Source organism: Pseudomonas izuensis (genome assembly GCF_009861505.1).
In the GTDB taxonomy this organism is placed as follows: Bacteria; Pseudomonadota; Gammaproteobacteria; order Pseudomonadales; family Pseudomonadaceae; genus Aquipseudomonas; species Aquipseudomonas izuensis.
Map to the genome: position 1 here is coordinate 56530 of NZ_WTFT01000014.1, position 21719 is coordinate 78248.

Here is a 21719-nt window from a genome sequence, read left to right on the forward strand (position 1 = left end):
CATTTGCGAAAAGCATCATTTCAATCCGGTAGCCCATTCCTGAGCTATTGATATCGCCGTCTGACAGATGTCACGTACCTTTCGAAAGAAATTCAGATGCGTTGACATGAGGAAAGCGGCATCTATGAAGTGTGGAGAATAAAAATGCCTTTGTGGAATATCTATCACCCAGTCGGCGCCTATACAGCAGAAGAAAAAAGGGAGATGGCAAATCGCATTAGCGACATCTACATCATTCCTCGCTTCTATGTAGGCGTTCTGTTTCATGAGCAGCCCAAAGACTCCTTCTACATGGGAGGAGAGGCGCGCGGTGATTTTGTCAGAATCCGGCTGGACCACTTCGCCAGGCACATCGCCGAAGACCCCGAGTGGACGGCTTCCTGGCTACGCAAGGCGAATGCCGCGATCGCACCCTTTGTTCAGGATCGGGGCTACCACTTCGAGTTGCATGTCGGCGAAACACCGCAAGAACTTTGGTTGATCGACAGCATTCACCCGCCTCGTCCCGATACGGTAGCCGAGAAGCGGTGGAAGCTTGAGAACTGCGCCTCACCCTACGATCCGAGCGAAGGCTGATCGGACCGATTGCGCCTGAAAAATCCAGGACGCTGACACGCAACGGCCCGCGGTAGCGGCCAAGCCACTACTGAGGCCCTTCCCGGCCTTCTGGCTGCTCATCGCTCTCTAGAGAGTTTTCCATCAATGCCGAACGTGGTTCGAATCTTCGAACCTCGCGGAGGAACTCGTGCCTGGTTTGTCTCGAGACCAGGCACCGGCGCTCGATGGAACACCATTTACCCAAGCGAACGGGCATGCCAGTCGCCCTCGGATGATTCTTATGATGAACAAGATTCTGGACACATGTGACACAGCACTGGAGGACATCAAGGATGGGGCAACCATCATGATCAGCGGCTTCGGGCGGGCAGGTCTTCCCTTACGGCTGATTGATGCGCTGGTTGAACAAGGTGCGCGCGGTCTCACCATCATCAGCAACAACTCCGGCAGCGATGATTCCGGATTCGGTGAGCTCATTCGGCAGAAGCGCGTAAGGAAACTTATTTGTTCATTTCCACGGCTCCCCGGAGCAACCCTGTTTGACGCGGCTTATCGGGCAGGAGAGGTGGAACTTGAAGTGGTTCCACAAGGTACCTTGGCGGAACGCATGCGGGCAGCGGGCGCTGGAATTGGCGGCTTTTATACCCCGACAGCCTACGGTACCAGGCTCGCGGAAGGAAAAGAGTCCCGCACGATCGGCGACAAGAATTACGTTTTCGAATTACCACTGAAAGCTGACTTCGCCCTCGTGAAGGCCTATCACGCAGACCGCTGGGGCAACCTGACGTACAGGATGTCTGGTCGCAATTTTGGCCCGGTCATGGCCAGCGCGGCGACAACTACGATCGTTCAAGTCAGCGAAATCGTTCCACTCGGTACGTTGAATCCGGAGACGGTGGTTACGCCCGGAATATATGTACAGCGCGTGGTACGGGTCTCGTAATCGGCCTGCTGATTGAGTGGAAGAGTTAGAGATGAGATCGCAGAAATGAAGAAGCTTACACGGATCGAAATGGCACAGCGCGTCGCGCGAGATATCCCGGACGGCGCGTATGTCAATCTGGGTATTGGCGTCCCGACGCTTGTCGCCAACCATCTGCACCCACACCGGGAAATCATTCTGCACAGCGAAAACGGCGTCCTCGGGATGGGACCCGCGCCAGTGCCTGGCGAAGAGGACGAGGACCTGATCAACGCTGGCAAGGAACCCGTCACGCTGGTTCCAGGAGGCGCCTTCTTCCACCATGCCGATTCGTTCGCAATGATTCGCGGCGGACATCTCGACTACTGCATTTTGGGCGCGTTCCAGGTTTCGGTCCGTGGCGACCTGGCGAATTGGCACACCGGACAAGCCGATGCGATTCCGGCAGTTGGCGGTGCAATGGATCTCGCGTCCGGCGCGAAGAATGTGTACGTGATGATGGAGCATCTGACCAGAGAGGGTGCAAGCAAGATCGTCGAACGATGCTCCTATCCGGTTACGGGAATGGGTTGTGTGAGCCGGATCTATACCGATCTGGCAGTTATCGATGTCACGCGATCGGGCCTGGAGGTGATCGAGATCTGCACGGACCTGTCGTTCGATGCGCTCTGCGAACTGACCGGCGTCCAGTTACTGCGAGGGACAACCGGATGAACGCGATCTGGAGGCCCGGCTGAAGCCGCTAATTCAAGCCCCCCGGACTATTGCAACGAACGCTGTCTGTGTAGCAGACACCTACCAGTAATATGGAGCAAAAATGAACGAACCGATCGTGATACGCGAGATAAAGGACCGCGTGACAGTACTGACGATGAATTTTCGTCCGCACAATCTGATGGGTCCAACGATGTACGGTGCGCTACTCGAGGAAATTGAGGCGGCCGTCGAGCGCGGTTCGCGCGCAATCCTGCTGCGCAGCGCATTGCGGCATTTCTCAGCGGGCGCCGAAGTGTCGCTGTTCCCCGATCGCATTGCGCAAGAGGGTAAAGGGCTGGTCGATCCGCTCGAAGTCCTGCGCGCATTCGAGACGCTGCCGATTCCGATCGTCGCAGCGGTCAATGGCACCTGTCTCGGCGGCGGCTTCGAACTGGTGCTCGCGTGCGACTACAGCGTGGTCGCCGAGTCGGCCAAGATAGGTTCAGTCGAGGCCGCAGTCGGCTTGCATCCGCTACTTGGCGGAATCCAGCGTCAGGTGGTGCGCGCGGGACCGGCCCGCGCCAAAGAGATGTCGATGCTCGGCCGTCGCTATGACGCCGCAACGCTTGAGCGCTGGGGCCTGATCAACCTGGTAGTGCCCGACGAAAACCTCGACGAGGCAGCGCTGTCGGTCGCCCAGGAACTGGCTGCGGGCCCGACAGTCGCGCACGGCGCTACGAAGCAGCTTGTAAGCATCGCGCTCAACGAAGGCCTCAAAGCAGCCGACGAAGCGATGTTCGAACTACAGAAGCCGATCTGGGCGTCGCAGGACCTCAAGCGGGGACTCGAAGCCTTCGGCAAGACTGGACCCGGCACGGCAGAATTCAAAGGGGACTGATATGACTGGACCACTAAACGGACTCAAGGTTGTCGACTTCTCGCGGGTGCTGGCCGGACCACTCTGCGCACGCACACTCGCCGACCTTGGCGCGGATGTGATCAAGATCGAGCCTCCACGCCCGGACGTGTCGCGCTCCGCGTTCCCGAACCAGAACGGCATGTCGGGCTACTACGCGCAACAGAATAGCGGCAAGCGCAACGTCAGCGTCGATCTGAATGTGGGCAACGCACGCGAGCTGGTGCTGCGCCTGTGCGACGAGGCTGACATCATCGTCGAAAACTTCCGTGCGGGCACGCTCAAGTCGTTCGGTCTTGACTACGAGACGCTCAGCCTGCGCAATCCGAAGCTGGTGTATGTTTCGATCACCGGCTACGGGCAGCGCGGACCTTGGGCATCGCGCATGGCCTATGCGCCGACAGTGCAAGCCGAAGCCGGCTTCACACACAACACAATGCGGCATTTCGAGGGCATCGATGCAGGGCGCAAATGGACCGATCCGCTGTCGCACGCGGACGTCTACGCGGGCTTACAGGCAACCATCGCGGTGCTTGCTGCGGTGCACAAGCGAGATGTGACTGGCCGCGGACAGTACATCGATGTGGCCATGGCGGCGGTGATGCTGTCCATAAACGAACGCGCGCACCTTGACCTCGCGGGTGTCGATACCGGTGCGGAACCGGGTGTGCTCGGTGCGACAGAAGGCCCGCACTTCGTCGGACCGGCGGGCGAGGCATTTGTCGCGGCGCAGAGCATCGTCGGCACCAACACGTTTCCAAATTATCTGCGCGCGATGCGCCGGATGGATCTTGCGCGCGATCCGCGCTTCAGTACCGCTGAGCTGCGGCTACAGAACTACGGCGAACTGCATGCGCTGATCCAAAAATGGATGCTCTCGTTCCGCGACCTGCAGACGCTCGATGCACAGCTGGACGAAGCGAAGATTGCCATCGGCCAGATCCGTTCGCTGAAGGAACTCGCCGAGACCGACTGGGCAAAGCAGTGGGGCGCAGTGCAGGACGTCCCTGATCGGCATGGTGGTTCGTATCGTCTTCACGGCTATCCGTGGCGTTTTTCAGACGACGAACTCGGCCCGCGCAGCGCGCCGGCATTTCGCGGCGAGCACAACGAACAGGTGTTCCGCAGCGCAGGCTTGTCGATGAGCGAAGTGTGCGCAGCTGTCGAGGCGGGAGTCCTGGTCGGCGGCGCTCCAGACCCGGTGAGGGTCTCGTCGTCGACGCAAGTGCCGGACGTCGGCAAATCGCTTCAAGAGGCCGCGGCATTCATAGAACGGATTGATGAAGACCACGCCTTTGCCGGTTGAAAGATCGCGCGGGTAGTCCGCGCCTCGAACCAGTGCTTGCAAGCCAGCCAGCCGCGCGCAGGTGCAGCTGGCCCGCGTAGCCATGGACGCGATATGCCGACGACAGCGCCGGATCAGTGACCCATGGCCGCCCTGTAACGACAACACGCACTAACACCGATGACCAGTTCGGCTTGCGAAGCCGCGCGTGCAGCCTGAGGATTTTGGAATGTCTCTCACCCTCACCGTACTTTCCCCGGAGCCAGGCGTCCGCCTGATCACCCTGCAGCGCCCGGAAGCGCTCAACGCATTGAACACCGAATTGCTCGGCGAACTGGCCGCCGAACTCGCTGCCGCCGAACAGGACGCCAATATCCGTTCAGTAGTGATCACCGGCAGCCGCAAGGCCTTCGCCGCCGGTGCCGACATCAAGGAAATGGCCGAACGCGACCTGGTCGGCATCCTGAACGACCCGCGCATTGCCCATTGGCAACACATCGCCAGCTTCTCGAAGCCGCTGATTGCAGCCGTCAACGGCTTCTGCTTGGGCGGTGGCTGTGAACTGGCCATGCACGCAGACATCCTCATTGCAGGCGAGGATGCCCGCTTCGGCCAGCCGGAAATCAATCTCGGGATTATGCCGGGCGCTGGCGGCACACAACGCCTGCTGCGTGCGGTGGGCAAGCCCCTGGCCATGCAAATGGTCCTCACCGGCGAGGCAATCGACGCCCGCCACGCCCTGCGCGCTGGTCTGGTCAGTGAAGTCACTCAACCGGAACTCACCGTCGAGCGGGCCATCGCCATTGCCCGGGTCATCGCTCAGAAGGCGCCCCTGGCGGTGCGCCTGGCCAAGGAGGCGCTGCTGAAGGCCGAAGACACCGATTTGGCCAGCGGCCTGCGCTTCGAGCGCCACGCCTTCACTCTTCTGGCCGGCACCCGCGACCGCGAGGAAGGTATACGCGCCTTCCAGGAAAAGCGCCGCCCCGAATTTACCGGCCAGTGACCGCTGGCCGCCCTCTTCCGACGCCCTGGAGCGCCCGAGTCATGAACTTAGAACACATCCTCTTTTCCATTGAGGCTGGCGTCGCCATCCTCAGTCTCAACCGCCCGGAGCAACTGAACAGCTTCAATGCCAGGATGCACGGCGAGGTCCAAGAAGTCCTCAAACGGGTGCGCCGGGACGCCGAGGTGCGCGTTCTGCTGCTGACCGGCGAGGGTCGCGGCTTCTGTGCAGGCCAGGACCTGGCCGACCGCAATGTGACGCCGGGCGCCGCCGCGCCGGATCTGGGCGAATCCATCGAGAAGTTCTACAACCCGCTGATCCGCGCTCTGCGCGACCTGCCACTACCGGTGATCTGCGCGGTGAATGGCGTCGCCGCCGGCGCCGGAGCCAATATTCCCCTGGCCTGCGACCTGGTGCTGGCAGCCCGCTCCGCCAGCTTCATCCAAGCCTTTTGCAAGATCGGCCTGCTTCCGGATTCCGGCGGCACCTGGACCCTTCCCCGCCACGTCGGCATGGCCCGCGCCAAGGCGCTGTCGCTGCTGGGGGGGCGCCTCTGCGCCGAGCAGGCCGAGCAGTGGGGTCTGATCTACCGCGTGGTGGACGATGCCGACTTGCGCGAGGAGGCCTTAAAGCTCGCCCGCCACCTGGCCACCCAGCCCACCTACGGGCTGGCCCTGATCAAGCGCAGCCTCAACGCCAGTCTGAACAACAGCCTCGACGAGCAACTCGACCTGGAGCGCGACCTGCAGCGCCTGGCCGGCCACAGCGAGGATTACCGCGAAGGCGTCAGTGCCTTCCTGGAAAAGCGCACCCCCACCTTCAAAGGACGCTAAGCCCATGCCCGCCCTGAAAACTTCCGCTACCGTCGCCGTCATCGGCGCCGGCGCCATGGGTGCCGGCATTGCCCAGGTCGCCGCTCAAGGCGGTCACCCGGTCAAGCTCTACGACGCCCGCGCCGGCGCAGCCGCTCACGCGGTCGAGGGCATCGATCGCCAGCTCGGCCGCCTTGTGGAGAAAGGCAAGCTCGGCGCCGAGGCGCACGCCGCCATCGTCGACCGCCTGCAGCCAGTGGAGAGCATCGAGGCTCTGGCCGACGCCGATCTGGTGATCGAGGCCATTGTCGAGAACCTGGAGGTCAAGCGCGACCTGCTGCGCCAACTGGAAGCCCTGTGCAGCCCCGACTGCATCCTCGCCAGCAACACCTCCTCTCTGTCAATCACCAGCCTCGCCGCCGGCCTGGAGCACCAGGGCCGGATGATCGGCATGCATTTCTTCAACCCGGCGCCGCTGATGGCCCTGGTGGAGATCGTCTCCGGCCTGGCCAGCGACCCGGTGCTGGTCGCATGTCTCTACGAAACCGCCAAGGCCTGGGGCAAGCAGCCGGTGCACGCCCGCTCCACACCTGGCTTCATCGTCAACCGGGTGGCGCGCCCCTTCTACGCCGAAAGCCTGCGCCTCTTGCATGAAGGCGCCGCCGACTGCGCGACCCTGGATGCGCTGATCCGCGACGCCGGCGGCTTTCGCATGGGCGCCTTCGAGCTCACCGACCTGATTGGCCATGACGTCAACTACGCCGTCACCTGCTCGGTGTTCGACGCCTACTACGGCGACTTCCGTTTCCAGCCCTCGCTGATTCAAAAGGAGCTGGTGGACGCTGGCCGCCTGGGCCGCAAGAGCGGTTTCGGCTTCTACGACTACACCGAAGGCGCGCAGCGACCCGAGCCCGTCGAGCTCGGCAGCGAGACCCACGTCGATGCCTGTGTGGTAGAAGGCAGCCTGGGCGTTGCGGAACCCCTGGTGCAGCGCCTGGCCGAAGTCGGCGTGAAGGTGACCCGCCGTGACGGCGACGGCCTGCTGCGGGTCGGCGACGCGGTGCTGGCCCTGACCGACGGCCGCCTGGCCTGCCAGCGCGCCAGCGAGGACGGCCTCGCCAACCTGGTGCTGCTGGACCTCGCCCTGGACTACGCAAAGGCTTCCCGCCTCGGTATCGCCTGGGCCGCCGGCACCTGCGCCACCGCCCGCGACCAAGCAGTGGCTCTACTGCGGCGGGCCGGCCTCAAGGTCAGTCCCCTCGCCGACATTCCGGGACTCGTCGTACTGCGCACCGTCGCCATGCTGGCCAACGAGGGTGCCGACGCGGTGTTCCAGCGTGTGGGCTCGGCCAGCGACATCGACCTGGCCATGCGCGCCGGCGTGAACTATCCCCAGGGCCCGCTGACTTGGGCCGATGCCATCGGCCTACCCGCCGTGGTGGCCATCCTCCACAACCTCCAGGCGGCCTATGGTGAGGAGCGCTATCGCCCTTCCCTGCTGTTGCGCCGCCTTGGCGCTGAAGGGAGAGCCTTTCATGAACGTGCGTGAAGACATGCTCCAGGGCCACGGCACCTGCCACGACGGCTACCTGTTCGCCGTTGCTGACTCGGCCTTCGCCTTCGTCCGCAACAGTGACAACGATGCAATCGTCGCCATCGATTGCAGCATCGACTACATCGCCCCGGCTCGCCTGGACGACACCCTCACCACCGAGTGCGGCGAGCAAAGCCGCAGACGCCGGCCCGGTCACTACGACGTACGCATTGCAAACAAGCAGGAGCAGCTGATTGCGCTGTTCCATGGCAAATCCTACAAAGTGCGCGGCACAGTGCTGGCGCAGGAGACCCCCGAATGAAAGACGCCCTGATCATCGATGCAGTACGCACCCCCATCGGTCGCTATGCCGGAGCCTTGAGCGGCGTGCGTGCCGACGACCTCGGCGCGGTGCCAATGCGTGCCCTGTTGCAGCGCCACCCTCAGGTGGACTGGAGCCAGGTCGACGACGTCATCTACGGTTGCGCAAACCAGGCCGGCGAGGACAACCGCAACGTCGCGCGCATGTCTGCCTTGCTGGCAGGTCTGCCAGTGAGCGTGCCCGGCACCACCCTCAACCGTCTGTGCGGCTCGGGGCTGGACGCGATCGGCAGCGCAGCCCGCGCCATCCGCTGCGGCGAAGCCGGCCTGATGCTGGTGGGCGGTGTCGAATCCATGTCCCGCGCGCCCATGGTCATGGGTAAGGCCGAACATGCCTTCTCGCGCCAGGCTGAACTGTTCGACACCACCATCGGCTGGCGCTTCGTCAACCCGCTCATGCAAAAGCAGTACGGCATCGACTCCATGCCCGAGACCGCTGAAAACGTCGCCGAGCAGTTCAATGTTTCTCGCGCCGACCAGGACGCCTTCGCCCTGCGCAGCCAGCAGCGCGCCGCTGCCGCCCAGGCCAACGGCCGCCTGGCCAAAGAAATAGTTGCGGTCGAAATTGCCCAGCGCAAAGGCCCTGCAAAGGTGGTTTACCAGGACGAGCACCCACGCGGTGACACCACCCTGGAGCAACTGCTGAAGCTCGGCACCCCATTTCGCAACGGTGGCAGCGTTACCGCCGGCAACGCCTCGGGCGTGAACGACGGCGCCTGCGCCCTGCTCCTGGCCAGCGCCGAACAGGCCCAACGCTATGGCCTCAAGGCTCGTGGCCGGGTCGTGGCCATGGCCACCGCCGGCGTCGAGCCGCGCATCATGGGCATCGGCCCAGTACCGGCGACCCGCAAGGTGCTGGAACTAGCCAACCTGAGCCTTGCTGATCTGGACGTGATCGAACTCAACGAAGCCTTCGCCGCACAAGGCCTGGCCGTGCTCCGCGAACTGGGGCTGGCCGACGACGATCCGCGAGTCAATCCCAATGGCGGCGCCATCGCTCTCGGCCACCCGTTGGGCATGAGCGGCGCCCGCCTGGTCACCACCGCGTTGCACGAACTGGAGGAGCGCCAGGCACGCTACGCCCTATGCACCATGTGCATTGGTGTCGGCCAGGGGATAGCACTAATCATCGAACGAGTGTGACGCCGATCTGCCGAGATCAAACCCCCTCTGGAGGTATTGGCTGTTCCTGACGGCCAATGCCCTTCCTATGGACCGCTATATAAAAACAATTCGAGTGAAGCCATGAACATGATCGCCAAAACCTCCCGACTCGACACGTTGGAAACCGCCAGTGTCGATCAATTGCGCCAGTACCAGCTGGAGCGCCTGCTCTGTTCCGTGAGCAACTGGAAAACCTGAAGAACCGCTACCTGCAGCGTCTCACCCTGATCTTCGTGTTCAGCCGCGAACAGCAGGACGTGGATTTCTATAACAGGCGGACCGACGCCGACAAACGCGGTCAACTGTTCGCTCGCTGGATCGCCGTCAAGTCTCCTTGGACGCGGCGTGCCCGCCGAGCGCATCTACTTCGAACTGTTCGCTGTCGCCGGCAGCAGCCAGAAGCGCGGAAGGCCGCGATGGCGCCACCAGCCAGATCACCCTGATCAGCGACGGCCGCGATAACGTCAGCGTGCGCGGCGCCGGCAACGCCCAAGGTGCCGATCTCCCCTATTCCTGCAACGCCGGCGTCTACCCCACCTGCAAGTGCAAGGTGATCGAAGACGAGGTGGTGATGGATATCTGGCCCATTGCATCCGTTCCATGACCGGGATCAGCGCTGCCCGCGCCACTCAGCACAGAACGCTAACGCTCACCGACAAGACTCAGTATCGGGAACAACAACAATGAACCGTACTTATTTGCTCACCCCGCAGCGACTTGCAATCCTATTCACCGCTCCTTGCCTACTTACCGTCTCCGCAGCCATGGCCGGCTTCGTCGAAGACAGCAAGGCTACTCTGGAACTGCGCAACTTTTATCTGAACCGCGACTTCCGCCAGAGCGGCGCCGCCCAGTCCAAAGCTGCTGAATGGGGCCAGGGCTTCACCACACGCCTTGAGTCGGGCTTCACCGAGGGCAAGATAGGCGTCGGCCTGGATGCCATGGGCCAGCTTGGGCTCAAGCTGGACTCCAGTCGCGATCGGCGTGGCACCGGCCTTTTGCCCTTCAACCCCGTTAGCAAGGAGCCAGTGGACGACTACAGCGAGCTCGGTCTGACCGCCAAGCTGCATGCTTCGAAGAGTGTGCTGCGCCTGGGTACCCTACAGCCGCAGTTGCCCGTGGTTACCTACAACGACACCCGGCTGCTCTCCTCGACCTTCCAGGGTGGCGTGCTAACTTCCCAGGAACTGGATGGCCTGACCTTCAACGGTGGCCGACTGACTCGCACGAACCTGCGCGACAGCTCCGGCCGCGACGACATCGGATACGGTGCCGCGACGAGCGATGCGTTCGACTTCGCCGGCGGCACATACGCCATCAACCCCCAACTAGCGGTCAGCTACTACTACGGCCGGCTGGACGAGATCTACCGCCAGCAGTTCATCGGCCTGGTGCACACCCAACCCCTGCCGGGCGGGCTCAGTCTGCGCAGTGACCTTCGCTTCTTCGACAGTCGTGGCGACGGTGTCGAGCGCGCCGGCAAAATCGATAACCGCAACCTCAACGGCATGGTCAGTCTCAGCAAGGGCCCGCACCGGTTCAGTGCGGCCTTCCAGCGCATGTCCGGCGACAGCGCCTTTCCCTACCTTAATGGCGGCGACCCCTATGTGGTCAACCTGGTGACCTTAAACAACTTCACCCTCGCCGAGGAGGATGCCTGGCAGCTGCGCTACGACTTCGACTTCGCCAGCCTGGGTATCCCCGGCCTGACTTTCATGACCCGCTATGTCGACGGCCGCAACGTCAAGACCGCCAGCACGGATGACGGTAAAGAATGGGAACGCGATAGCGACCTTGCCTACGTGGTGCAGAATGGCGCCCTCAAGGGCCTGAGCATCCGCTGGCGCAATGTCACCTTCCGTTCCGGCAACGGCTTGACCACCGATGTTGATGAGAACCGCCTGATTCTCGGTTACACAATTAAGTTCTGGTAATCCGGGGCTTAACCAATTGTCCCTGAATTAGATTCAGACGGAGTGGCATCACCACAACCCGGATCAGGAAATATCTGGGTTGTGTCACCGCCAGGTCGAAGGTTTGCTTTGAATTGCTGACCTTCGCGACAGGCAGAAATCGGCCCTTGGCCCGCTCTGGATCGAATGCAATAAGGAAAAAAGCAGGTGCGGTTCTAAATATCCCCATCCCACTACCCCCTCCATGTGGCCGCTGACTGCCCCCGCAGCTCACCCGCTCGATTCGTCAGCCCACGATTGCCCTTGTCATGAAATGAAAACTCTCTGTCGTGCAATGCGAGGTGGCCGCCGCCGCCGCTGCCCTAGAGTCGGTGCAAAACAACAATGCGCCCGGAAACACGAGAGCCGCCATGAGCAGATCCACCCGAACGAGCGAGACCGCAACCCCCACCCAACGTCCCCAGGCGACCGGCCGAAAACGTCGCGCTCGCAAGGATGGCGATGTCCCGGACAACACCCGGCAACAAGAGCTGATCGGCACGGCCGCCAACCAGACCCTGGCAGGCAATCCGCTGGTCAGCGTGCGGGCGGCGGACCTGGCCAGTTCGGCCGGCTACCTGCTCAAGGCCGTGGGCAAGTCGCCGCTCAAGGCTGGCGCTCATCTGGGTGGCTACCTGAAGGCGCTGCGCGGCATCGCCAAGGGCAATTCCAGTATTGCGCCGGACCCGAAGGACAAGCGCTTCGCCGATCCGGCCTGGCAATCCAACGCCTTCCTGCGTGCCCTGCTGCAGAGCTATCTGGCCGGCCAAAGTGAGCTGACCCGCTTCATCGAATCCACCGACCTTGCCCCGCTGGAAAAGAGCCGGGCCATGTTTGTCGCAGAGCTTCTGGCCGATGCCGTTGCACCGAGCAACTCCCCGCTGACTAATCCAGTGGCGCTGCGCAAGCTGGTGGACACCGGTGGCATGAGCCTGGCCAGAGGCATCCGCCAATTCGGCCAGGATATGCTGACCAACCGTGGGCTCCCGAGGCAGGTGGACAGCACGCCGTTCAAGGTGGGGGAAAACATCGCCACGGCCAAGGGCCAAGTGGTGTTTCGCAATGAGATGTTCGAGCTGTTGCAGTTCGCGCCCACCACCGAAAACATCTATGCCCGGCCCTTGGTGATGTCGCCGCCGCAAATCAACAAGTACTACGCCATCGACCTGTCGCCGGAGAAAAGCCTGATCAAGTGGATTCAGGACAGCGGCGTGAACCTCTTCGTCATCAGCTGGCGCAATCCCACCCGTTTACACCGCGACTGGGGCTTGGCCGAATACGCGCTGTGCCTCGACCAGGCTGTGGACGTGGCGCGCCAAATCACCGGTAGCCCGGATGTGAACATGTGGGGCTCCTGTTCGGGCGGCATCACCCTGGCGGCTTACCTGGGTTGGCTGGCGGCCCGTGGCGAAGGCCATAAGGTAGCCAACACCAGCTGGGCCGTGTGCGTGCTCGACATGCCCTCGGCGCTGGACGACACCACATTGGGACTGTTCACTACCCCGTCCGCCCTGCGTGCGGCCAAGGCCAGTTCCCGGCGCAAGGGCGTGCTGAGCGGCCAGGGTATGGCCCGCATGTTCGCCTGGATGCGACCCAACGACCTGATCTGGAATTACTGGGTCAACAACTACCTGCTGGGCAATAAGCCGCCGGCCTTCGACATCCTGGCCTGGAACAACGACACCACGCGTCTGCCCGCCCAACTGCACGCGGACTACCTCGATCTGATCCAGCAGAACCCCTACAGTAACCCGGGCTCACTGGAGATTGCCGGCGAGTCGATCGACATGACCCAGGTGAAGGTGGGCGCCTATGTGGTGGGCGGCACCACCGACCATATCACCCCCTGGCAGGGCTGCTACGGCACCGCCCGGCTGTTTGGCGAGGACGCAACCTACGTGCTGTCCAACGCCGGGCACCTGCAGAGCCTGGTGAACCCGCCGGGCAACCCCAAGTCGTTCTACTACGCAGCGCCTGCTGCCGCCGAGACTCCGGAAACCTGGCTGCAGAACGCCGGGGATCGCCAGCAAGGCAGCTGGTGGCCGCATTGGCGGGAGTGGATCGGGCAGCGCTCGGGCGACAGCCGGCCGGCGCCGAAGAAGCTCGGCTCGCGCAAGTACCCGCCCCTGTGCCCCGCACCTGGCACCTATGTCATGGAGCGTTGAGCCTGCCCTCTTGCCCTCGAGCCGACCTCACGCCACCCGCGGGCTTCAGCGCTTTGCGCAGGTGAGGATCGGCCGGGCGGCGCGGCCCTTGAATCGCGGCATGCAACTGTCAGTGCTAAACCAATGCAGGTGCGCTACAACGCAACCCTTGCCCCTGGAACTATCCGGTGCGGGAAGGTAGCTCAGGCAAATCCAGAGTCACTTGGTCTGATTCGACGGATAAAGCCCGGCAAGCCGCGCTATCACAACACCCACATAAAAGACGCCTGAAAATTCTTCAACCATCACCAGTGAGCGGGCGTGGTTGGTCAACGGGATTACATCACCGTAACCGGTGGTCGTGAGCGTTGTGTGGCTAAAATAGATCAGTTTGAAGAAAGTGCCGGGCTGTCCGAAGTCGAGGTGGCCAGGGCCGAATGAACCAGCGCTGGATATCTCGACCAGCGCATAGACGAAGGACCAAACGAAGGCCAGCATGATGTACCCCGCAAGCGCGCCATGCAGCTTGTCGGCGGTAATCGGTCCGCGCATGAGAATATAGCGAAGCACGCCGCTAAACGAGACTGCAAGAGACGCTGCATAGGCTATCCCGGCAAGGTCCAGAATCGCGATACTCCCAGCCCATAACGCCGCCCATTGAAGGCCAACCCCAAGCAATGCCAGACCCAGTTTGAAGATGAACCCCTGCCGGGTTTGCCGGGTGGCGAAAGCGCCCACGAGCAGCACGATTGAAAACAGAATGCCGAGCAACGTGCGAGCAAATATTCCTTCCTCAAGAAAGGGGAACAGGAGGATTAATCCTAGTAAGAGCAGCAATAGATAAGTGCAGGGCCCTCGTCCTATTACCATCTGAGCTAAATCCTCGTCGGATTCGGCTTTATCTTGTGGATTTGTCATACCGGTTTCCCATTGACCGAAATAAATAACGCTTAGGACCTGACGCAGTACGGTTGAAATCCGATCAAGCTCTAGAAGAGTCGGCAGGGAAATTCTAGTCGCGAATGCATGTGAAAGGATTCAGCCTGACAGCTATGGGCCATAACCGCCGTTCCCGACTATTTAAGCAGCGGCTCCCCAGAACTTTTCTCTATCTATCGGTCTATGTGGATAGGCACATCCGCTCGGTAAACGCGAACTCGCAGACTTCACGCAGCCGGATGGCCACTCGTCCAATTGTCAATCAGAGGTTGTCTTCGCTCATGAAATTCCATGACCCACGGATGGTGCTCTTCGGCCTGTTCGCGTTCGCGGCAGTGGGCTCGGCATCAGCAACACAGATGAAGACCTCAACCCCTGTTTTCGCAACTGAAGTCGCAGCCGTTCAGGCTCCGACCCAGGCTACCGGCAACCCTTGGCCGACCTTGGCCAGTATGGCCGACAAACAGCCAGGGCCGTTGCTTGCCCATGACGACCGATACTGGCACGACGGCCGTTGGCACGATCGTAGAGACGATTGGCGCCGAGACGAATGGCGTAGAGAACAGTGGCGCAGAGAGCAAGCCCGCCGGGAAGCTGAGCGTCATCGTTATTGGGAGCGCCACGAGGATCGAGCCATGCGGCAACGCTACGAGGACGAGCACCGCTACTATCGTCGCTAGTGCGACCCACGAGACTGATCGGACATTGATTCAGCGCTAGCCGGGCAACCTGGCAAAGGGCGGGCGGCTCGCTCGCCCCTTCTGGAGTATGAATAGACAGGCGTGCCCGTCAGGAAGCACTCCTCAGACTATGCAAGTCCGAGGAACGACAGGACAACTGCAATGACCACTACCAATCCGACGATGTAAATGATGCTGTTCAAGGTATTCACCTCTCTAACTGTAGGATCGCGCTGCGATAGCATTTTCGTGCCTCGCTATTTGAATCGACCACAGCCAGGCTCAATAGCTCCTTCTTTTATTTTCGGGTGACAGCCTGAACGCTGCTGGCGGCTCTGGGCCGCATGGCGACGGTCGGGCCTGGACCGTCGCAGTAGTGGGAAACGCCTGTCTGCCCTGCCATTTCCAGGGAAGCAGTTCATCAAGCCATCAAGAGCGTCCGACGGATCCTGTGACCGGTAGATTCCCCAGTAAATTGAGCCCGGTACTCTTCACGAAGGCCTCGTAGTCCATTGGTTTTCGGTTGTTCGCGTCCTGGCAAATGTAGCGCAACAGCTGGAGAGCAAAAGCCGATACGCCCCAGCCCGGGCGCTGTAGCAAAGTGCGAGTACCGCGTTCTGAAAAACGTCCAGCAGACGGACGGAGTTCGCCTCAAGACAATCAGAACTATGCTCTATATCCCACTGACGACCATCTGACGTCGTTACCATGTTTTCGTCGTTTCCGGCCTGCCCTGTGCAGGCGTTAGAAATCGTTGTTGGTATTGCTTGGCCGAAAGTGCCGCGTCATTCATTCCAAAGAAGGAGAATGTCATGGATACACGTTCAGCCATATTCAGGATATTTGTCCGATTGCACCCTCGCTTATGGGAGATTTGGGGCGGTGGCCCCGCAGGTCCAGGCGGTCCAGGTCATCGCTTCACACAACAATTAGGCCCAAGCCCCCAACCCTGGAGAGCAGGTCCATCACCAGACCCATGGAGAGAAGGCCCGCACCCCGAACCGTGGAGAACACACCCAGAGGATCATTGGGCCTTTACGGCACAGTTGGCCGCGGTAGATCTGGCTCACCGTCTCACAGATGCAGCTTCGTTGATCCACGCGCAGGGCGGCGATGCTTCTGGATTCTTGCGTGCGTTGGTCGACGATGATTGGTGCCCACTTGGCCGCCCTATAAAGTTGAATTTGCCAGCTGGGTGGTGGATTTTGGTACCCCCTCCACCACCGCGACCGGATGAGCGGGACCAGTTAGCAGTGGTTGCAGCCGCAGGAGTGTCATTCACTGCGCTTAGCGATGGTATTCGAGACAAAGCATTGAGCCAGGCTGTTCTCGAAACTGGTCTCAAGATTCTGGATATGGTGGGAGAAACGGCTGCAAAGCTGAATCTTGAGGCCGGTGAAGAATTGTAAACCTTAGGGATCAAAGTGCTTGCTGGGACGCAGTCCATCCACTCACAAAGGTCACCGGCGGTGACCTTTGTGAGACAGCCCTAACTAAATGATGCAGCTACTCCTTTAAGAGTTCCAAAGTGGATGGCGTCATAAAGGACAAGAATTTGCGCTGTTACGGCCAAATATGTATTGGGGACAAAAAGTGCCGCAATATTAAGCAAGTTTATATAGCCCCAGCCGCGCCCTCCTTCAGATACTCGGCGACTTTTATCTGACTTCTGGGAGTCAAGCGACTCCCAGGTTATACCCACAGATCACGATCGCCCGACGGATCCTGTGACCGGTAGATTCCCCAGTAAATTGAGCCCGGTACTCTTCACGAAGGCCTCGTAGTCCATGGGTTTCTCGATACGGGTTTCAGCGTTGGGCAGTACGTAGGCCCAGGCACGCCTGGACGAGGCGTCGTAAACCAATTTGAACAGGCGGGTCGGCACCCAGACCTTGTTGGTGCCGATGGTGGTGTGGTCCGGGTCAAAGATCGGGCCGGTAAAGACAAACACATCGCCATCGGCTCGCTTGGCAAACTTCCTGACATCAGACTCGACCTTGCTCCAGATTTTCCGGTTGTTGGTCGGGTCTTGCGGCACCATGTTCGACAGCGCAAAGGATTGGGCCATTGCATTGGGGTTCGGTGCATCGGCTGCCGGGGATTGATGGCCACGATCCACGGCCGGATGCTGGCTGCGGTAGTCGCTCAACTCTGCCCGCCCACTCTTGGGGATGCGTGGGTCCGGATAGAACTGGTTGGTGCGCTCCTCCCCTTTTGCATCCTGCAACTGGGTGGCATTCAGGCGTTCGACCACGACCAGCGGTGTCTTGCTGGTTTGCGAGTACAGCACCGCAAAATTGTCGGAACACAGCGCAAGGGGTTTCATGGTGGCGGGCACAGTGGCCGTGCTGATCGGTTTCGCCGCCGGGAACAGATCTGCACAACCGTCAAACGATGCCTGCTTCTGTTTGTTTGAATAGAGGTCCAGGGCCGCGTTCTGGCTGACCGAGCCTGAACGGGATGCTTGTTCCTGATGCTGGGCGGGCGGCTTGAGGAGATCCAGCAGACTGCGGGCTTCTACCCCGGTCGAGAGCAAAACAAGGGCCGACAGCCCAACTGCAATTTTGCGTAGGTGCATGCTTTAAATCTTCGAATTGGATTGAGGGATAAACGTACGGCGAGTCCCGATTCACGGAACCCTTTGCAGGCGGTTGCTGATTAAATGGCGGCGAGCATGCTTTCACTGTCCTTGATCAAAATGCCGATGCGGATCCGGTCGGTTCCGGGCAGCACGAGCGCTGGCGCTCGTGCGGGACTTATTGACCATGACAAGTCACATTAGTGCTGGGCTGCGTTTTGCATTCTGTTGACCCATGCACGTCGAAGAAGGGAGTGGCAGAACATCGTCTCAATGCTCTTTGACTTTCTTGATGCGAAGCACAATCAACACGAGAATGCCGATTGCAAGCGGCGTCATTGCGAGCATGGCCTCTCGCGGGGCCACCGCAACGCCGAGCAGGTGCAGCCCCGAGTAGCCAAGTTTGAGTAGGTTAAGCAGGTAGTAGGTAATAGCAATAATCGACAGTCCCTCCACTGCACGCTGGATCTTGATCTGAGCATCGGCCCGAGCATTCAGGCTTTTCAGAATTTCCGAGTTCTGCTCCTCCATTTCTACCTGAACCCGTGCTTGTAACAAATCGCCCAGGTTGGCCACGCTTTCGGCCAGGTGCTCCAGGCGCTGTTCGGTGGCGGTGCAGTACCTGACTGTAGGTTTGAAGCGGCGCTCGATAAATACGCCCAGGCGTTGGCAATCACCTACATGACTTTCTCGCAGCTCCCCCAAACGTTCGAACACCAATTGCGCATAGGCTTGCGTGGCACTGAAGCGGTGCCGGGTTTTCGCAGAGTTGCTTACCACTTGGGCAGAAAGGTTGGAAATATCCGCAAGCAGGGCTTTCGCATTACTGCCGTCGGGGTCGGCGTTCCGTTCGGAAAGGGCGACCAAGGTCTTGTCAAAAACATCGAGCTGCGCGCTCAGATCTTTGGCCATGGTCAACGATAACGAGGCCATCATCCTATAGGTCTCGATTTCCAGCAGGCGGCGTATCATCCGGCCCTGGCGGTAGGCATTCAGGCGCCGGTTGACGAACAACATGTGGTTGTTGCCATCCTCGCTCAGGCGAAAATCGCTCCAGACCATTGCATCTCCGCCGCCCACACAAGAACCGCTCGGATCCTTGAAGCCGTAACGGGACAGATCCAGGTTGTTTTCACCACGCACTACAATTTGCACCGAGTTGATCAAGGCCGGCAAATGCACTTCGACCTTTGACGCCAGCACCTCGGGCAGCGTCGTCCAGGACAGGTCATCACAGGATGAAGTGACCACCAGGGTCAGAGTGAAAAACTCGGCATGGCGCTCCCATTTCAGTGCATGGCCATCGAGCCGGGTAATTCCTTGGGCGGCAGTCAGGTCGAGGGAACCAGGGCAGCAGTTTTCAAGGAATGCATTGCACTCCTGATCGCTGCCTAGGAAGGCCAGATGAAACACATGGGCCGGCTCATCGAAGTACAGTGACGGGCGCGCGTGTAGTTCGTTGTGCAGGCTTTGTCGTAACGGGTGCATGTTGTATGGCCATGTTGGAGTTGTTTTTGCCGCTTGCGATTAATACCCACCCGAACCAGGCGCCAAGTCTTTCGAGGCATTTTCGACTGCTGTTGTTGGTGGGACAGTTCGACGAGCTCACAAGTCACCGCGAGGCTATGAGCGTTGGGAAGGGACGGCGCAACCCGTCCGAGGGGAACACGGTCTGGAGTCAAAAGAGCGAGACGCGAATGAGTAATCGAGTCTCCTTCGGCAGTAGCGAAGCACTGCCGTCCCTGGCAGGCACCTCTCATACCGGTTCTATTTCCGGCGTTGTCACTCACAAGCTCCGGTTCGGCTATGCCGATGACATCTGCTCGGGATAGTAGCGCCGGGCTTGTTCGACCGAAATGTATTGGTTTTTTATATCATCCTGAATAGCCTCCAGGCTCCGCGCTTTTGCCGGCCCTCAACCACCGCCGTTGGCAGTGACCAGACGCAGCAAATCGTCTTTTTCAAGCTCCACACGATTGCCTCGACTGAAGCGCTCGATCGGCCCCTGTGCGCGAATTACTTCGGCGTAGTTGCACGAACCTTCATGACCTGCGTCAATTCCTCACGGCGGGGTGATTCCGCGCCCGAAGAATGTCGACACTCAGGCTTTGGGCGACAGGATCCGATAATCGAGCATTACACCTCGGCCACCAGTGTGACGCCCCGCCCCACCCTCTTCATGAAAAATGCCTGCCACGGGACTGACATGAGACTAGCGATCTGGATAGCCCATCCCTTTTGTCCCCCAATCGCAATCATTAAGCACCGTTGAGATGATTGCTTATGAACTCTATGAACCGCTGGATCTTCGCCGGAAGCAACCGTGTTTCGGTCAGTGCGTAGACCGAAATTCGAGTGCGACTACGTGAGCCTGTCCGGCCCTGGCAAGCCGGGAAGACGCGTCGTAAGCGCAATCAGACCTGCGGCTCGCCTAGGAACGCCGGCAGCCCGTACGTCAACGCAAGTTCCAAGGCCGGCTACAAGGGGTATAACTATCAGAACAAAAGGCGCGTCACCCAGAATAATTCCTCCAAAGGCAACGCCCGGGCCAGGCGCCCCAGACCTGATCGGCGCCTGCGGCGCGGAGCAATGTGATGAGTTCCAGAGCATGGCGATGGGCTCGCAAGAGTCTTCTTGGCTGTATCGAGCTGGCCTTGCTGGTCGCTCCCCTGTGCGCCAGCGCCATGTTCAAGTGCCAAGCCAGTGACGGAGCCATCAGCTACACCAGCCAAGCCATCGCCACCGCCCGCTGCACTCGCCTGAATGGCGTGGCGGACACCGGTGTCGGCGCCAAGGCAATGGCCCTGCCACGTTTTGTGCGGGAAGACGACCCGGACGCGGTGCGGATCCGGGTGTGGACCTTCATCCACAAGGGGGTTCGTCAATATGTGAGCCGGCGCCCCGTCGGGATCTCCGCACGGGTCGATGTCCTTGAGCTCTATTACATCAAGGGCTGCTATCTGTGCACGGTGCCGAAGGATTTCAAGGTCGCCTCACTGCGCCTGGACACCCAGTCCTATCGGCAGGAGATCGAAGCCGCTTCGGATCATTATGGTGTCGACAGGGCGCTGGTCCGCGCAGTGATGCATGCCGAATCAGCGTTTCGCCCCAACGCCATTTCCGAAGCCGGCGCCCAGGGACTGATGCAGTTGATGCCCGCCACCGCCGAACGCTTCGCGGTAGACAATCCGTTTGACGCACGACAGAACATTCGTGGCGGCGTGCGCTACCTGGCCTGGCTGCTCAAGCGCTTCAACGGCAACCAGATGCTGGCGTTGGCAGGTTACAACGCCGGCGAAGCGTCCGTGGTCGAGTACAACGGCGTGCCTCCCTACGCCGAGACGCAATCCTACGTCACCCGCGTGCAGTCCTTGACCGAACGCTATCGCAACCATCGTTAGTGCCGCAGGACGCATAACCCGGCCAGTAGCTGACCTTGCAGGTCGACTGCCAAGGGTAACTTTTCCACTGCTATGCTGATGACATCTGTTTCTATACCAGGGACGAGTAGCATGGCAGCACAAGGCAAGCACTCTCCGTTCATGTTCAAGGCTGTGGCCTGTTCGGCTGGAATTTTTCTTGTCGCTGGGGTTGCCATAAGGCTGCTCGACATTTACTTCGACCTGACGTTGTTGGCAGATACCACGAGCTGGCTGCTACGTTTTTTGGATTGGCTTTTGCTGGAAACGCCAATGCCGAATTGGTCGCTGCTGATGATTATCGCGATTGTCATCAGCACTTTGTCTGTAGCGATTTTCTACGCCCGTATCACCGATGGAACTTACGGCGAGTTACACGAGATAGAGCGAAAAATTTACAAAAAGAACAATCCTCAGTTTCCACAGCTGACAGATAACCAAACGCTACTGATGGAAGCTTTGGCCTATCATGCGAACTTCAGAAAAATTGCCAATTTAAACTCAGTTTGCAAGCTTGTCTCACTCAGCACGTTAGAAGTCGAAGAAGGGCTAAAGCAACTCCAAGCCAAACGTCTTGTGAAGCAAAAGGTGACAAGGGGAACGTTCGGCGCCACCATTTTTGAACTTACCTTGGCAGGTAAGGATTATGCGTTAGAGCGACTTGAGCTAACGTAGGTGTGCGTTATGACTATGGATGCGAACTCCATATTCTCCTCACTGGATTTGATGCCCAATT

General features: G+C 60.1%; 17 protein-coding genes and 4 pseudogenes. 16 read left to right on the top strand and 5 right to left on the bottom strand.

Going from position 1 to position 21719, the window contains the following annotated elements:
• The first annotated feature begins 144 nt into the window (after window positions 1–144).
• The 13 genes and pseudogenes from GPL81_RS14540 to GPL81_RS14600 all read left to right on the top strand — a co-directional run bounded on the left by GPL81_RS14540 (window position 145) and on the right by GPL81_RS14600 (window position 13388).
• Window positions 145–576 carry a tautomerase family protein gene (locus tag GPL81_RS14540; RefSeq protein ID WP_160107305.1) on the top strand — a complete coding sequence of 144 codons (432 nt, stop codon included), beginning with the start codon at window positions 145–147 and terminating at the stop codon, window positions 574–576.
• A 262-nt stretch (window positions 577–838) separates the two neighbouring features.
• Window positions 839–1501 carry a 3-oxoacid CoA-transferase subunit A gene (locus GPL81_RS14545; protein WP_160107306.1) on the top strand — a complete coding sequence of 221 codons (663 nt, stop codon included), beginning with the start codon at window positions 839–841 and terminating at the stop codon, window positions 1499–1501.
• A 36-nt stretch (window positions 1502–1537) separates the two neighbouring features.
• Window positions 1538–2194, top strand: a complete 657-nt coding sequence (locus GPL81_RS14550) for a 3-oxoacid CoA-transferase subunit B (RefSeq protein ID WP_281355063.1) — start codon at window positions 1538–1540, stop codon at window positions 2192–2194.
• Between the two features lie 103 nt (window positions 2195–2297).
• Window positions 2298–3074, top strand: coding sequence for an enoyl-CoA hydratase/isomerase family protein (locus GPL81_RS14555; RefSeq protein ID WP_160107308.1), 777 nt, complete (start codon window positions 2298–2300; stop codon window positions 3072–3074).
• 1 nt (window position 3075) lies between these two features.
• On the top strand, window positions 3076–4398 hold the full coding sequence (locus GPL81_RS14560) for a CaiB/BaiF CoA transferase family protein (protein ID WP_160107309.1): 1323 nt from the start codon (window positions 3076–3078) through the stop codon (window positions 4396–4398).
• Between the two features lie 208 nt (window positions 4399–4606).
• The gene (paaF, locus tag GPL81_RS14565) at window positions 4607–5380 is read left to right on the top strand and encodes a 2,3-dehydroadipyl-CoA hydratase PaaF (protein WP_160107310.1); all 774 of its coding nucleotides are present in this window, start codon (window positions 4607–4609) and stop codon (window positions 5378–5380) included.
• Between the two features lie 41 nt (window positions 5381–5421).
• Window positions 5422–6213, top strand: a complete 792-nt coding sequence (gene paaG, locus GPL81_RS14570; protein WP_160107311.1) for a 2-(1,2-epoxy-1,2-dihydrophenyl)acetyl-CoA isomerase PaaG — start codon at window positions 5422–5424, stop codon at window positions 6211–6213.
• Window positions 6214–6217: 4 nt separating this feature from the next.
• Window positions 6218–7741 (top strand): 3-hydroxyacyl-CoA dehydrogenase PaaH, encoded by a 1524-nt coding sequence (gene paaH / locus GPL81_RS14575; protein WP_160107312.1) that lies wholly within the window; start codon window positions 6218–6220, stop codon window positions 7739–7741.
• Window positions 7728–8048 (top strand): annotated as a pseudogene (gene paaI / locus GPL81_RS14580) (hydroxyphenylacetyl-CoA thioesterase PaaI); the annotation flags it as partial. The gene paaH and the pseudogene paaI, both read left to right, overlap by 14 nt.
• Window positions 8045–9250: a 3-oxoadipyl-CoA thiolase gene (pcaF, locus tag GPL81_RS14585; protein WP_160107314.1), complete on the top strand. Its 1206-nt coding sequence runs from the start codon at window positions 8045–8047 to the stop codon at window positions 9248–9250. The pseudogene paaI and the gene pcaF, both read left to right, overlap by 4 nt.
• Window positions 9251–9438: 188 nt before the next feature.
• A pseudogene (locus tag GPL81_RS31430) lies at window positions 9439–9848 on the top strand (2Fe-2S iron-sulfur cluster-binding protein); the annotation flags it as partial.
• 106 nt (window positions 9849–9954) lie between these two features.
• Entirely contained in the window at window positions 9955–11205 is a 1251-nt protein-coding gene (locus GPL81_RS14595) for an OprD family porin (protein ID WP_160107315.1), read from the top strand.
• Between the two features lie 389 nt (window positions 11206–11594).
• Complete coding sequence (locus GPL81_RS14600; RefSeq protein ID WP_160107316.1) at window positions 11595–13388, top strand: alpha/beta fold hydrolase; 1794 nt, start codon at window positions 11595–11597, stop codon at window positions 13386–13388.
• A gap of 198 nt (window positions 13389–13586) precedes the next feature.
• On the opposite strand, the gene GPL81_RS14605 is transcribed toward GPL81_RS14600, so the two are convergent.
• On the bottom strand, window positions 13587–14285 hold the full coding sequence (locus tag GPL81_RS14605) for a potassium channel family protein (RefSeq protein ID WP_160107317.1): 699 nt from the start codon (window positions 14283–14285) through the stop codon (window positions 13587–13589).
• Between the two features lie 302 nt (window positions 14286–14587).
• On the opposite strand from GPL81_RS14605, the gene GPL81_RS31435 reads away from it, so the two are divergent.
• The gene (locus GPL81_RS31435; RefSeq protein ID WP_246218929.1) at window positions 14588–14986 is read left to right on the top strand and encodes a hypothetical protein; all 399 of its coding nucleotides are present in this window, start codon (window positions 14588–14590) and stop codon (window positions 14984–14986) included.
• A gap of 429 nt (window positions 14987–15415) precedes the next feature.
• On the opposite strand, the pseudogene GPL81_RS14610 reads toward GPL81_RS31435, so the two are convergent.
• The 4 genes and pseudogenes from GPL81_RS14610 to GPL81_RS31440 form a co-directional block, all read right to left on the bottom strand.
• Window positions 15416–15508: pseudogene (locus tag GPL81_RS14610) on the bottom strand (DNA/RNA non-specific endonuclease); the annotation flags it as partial.
• 1183 nt (window positions 15509–16691) lie between these two features.
• Window positions 16692–17564: a DNA/RNA non-specific endonuclease gene (locus GPL81_RS14615; protein ID WP_160107318.1), complete on the bottom strand. Its 873-nt coding sequence runs from the start codon at window positions 17562–17564 to the stop codon at window positions 16692–16694.
• Between the two features lie 270 nt (window positions 17565–17834).
• Window positions 17835–19052, bottom strand: a complete 1218-nt coding sequence (locus GPL81_RS14620) for a DUF3422 domain-containing protein (RefSeq protein ID WP_160107319.1) — start codon at window positions 19050–19052, stop codon at window positions 17835–17837.
• 770 nt (window positions 19053–19822) lie between these two features.
• A pseudogene (locus GPL81_RS31440) lies at window positions 19823–19915 on the bottom strand (LysR family transcriptional regulator); the annotation flags it as partial.
• A gap of 243 nt (window positions 19916–20158) precedes the next feature.
• Here GPL81_RS31440 and GPL81_RS14625 point away from each other — a divergent pair.
• Window positions 20159–20965, top strand: coding sequence for a lytic transglycosylase domain-containing protein (locus tag GPL81_RS14625; RefSeq protein WP_160107320.1), 807 nt, complete (start codon window positions 20159–20161; stop codon window positions 20963–20965).
• A 111-nt stretch (window positions 20966–21076) separates the two neighbouring features.
• Window positions 21077–21658 (top strand): hypothetical protein, encoded by a 582-nt coding sequence (locus tag GPL81_RS14630; RefSeq protein ID WP_160107321.1) that lies wholly within the window; start codon window positions 21077–21079, stop codon window positions 21656–21658.
• Window positions 21659–21719: the final 61 nt, after the last annotated feature.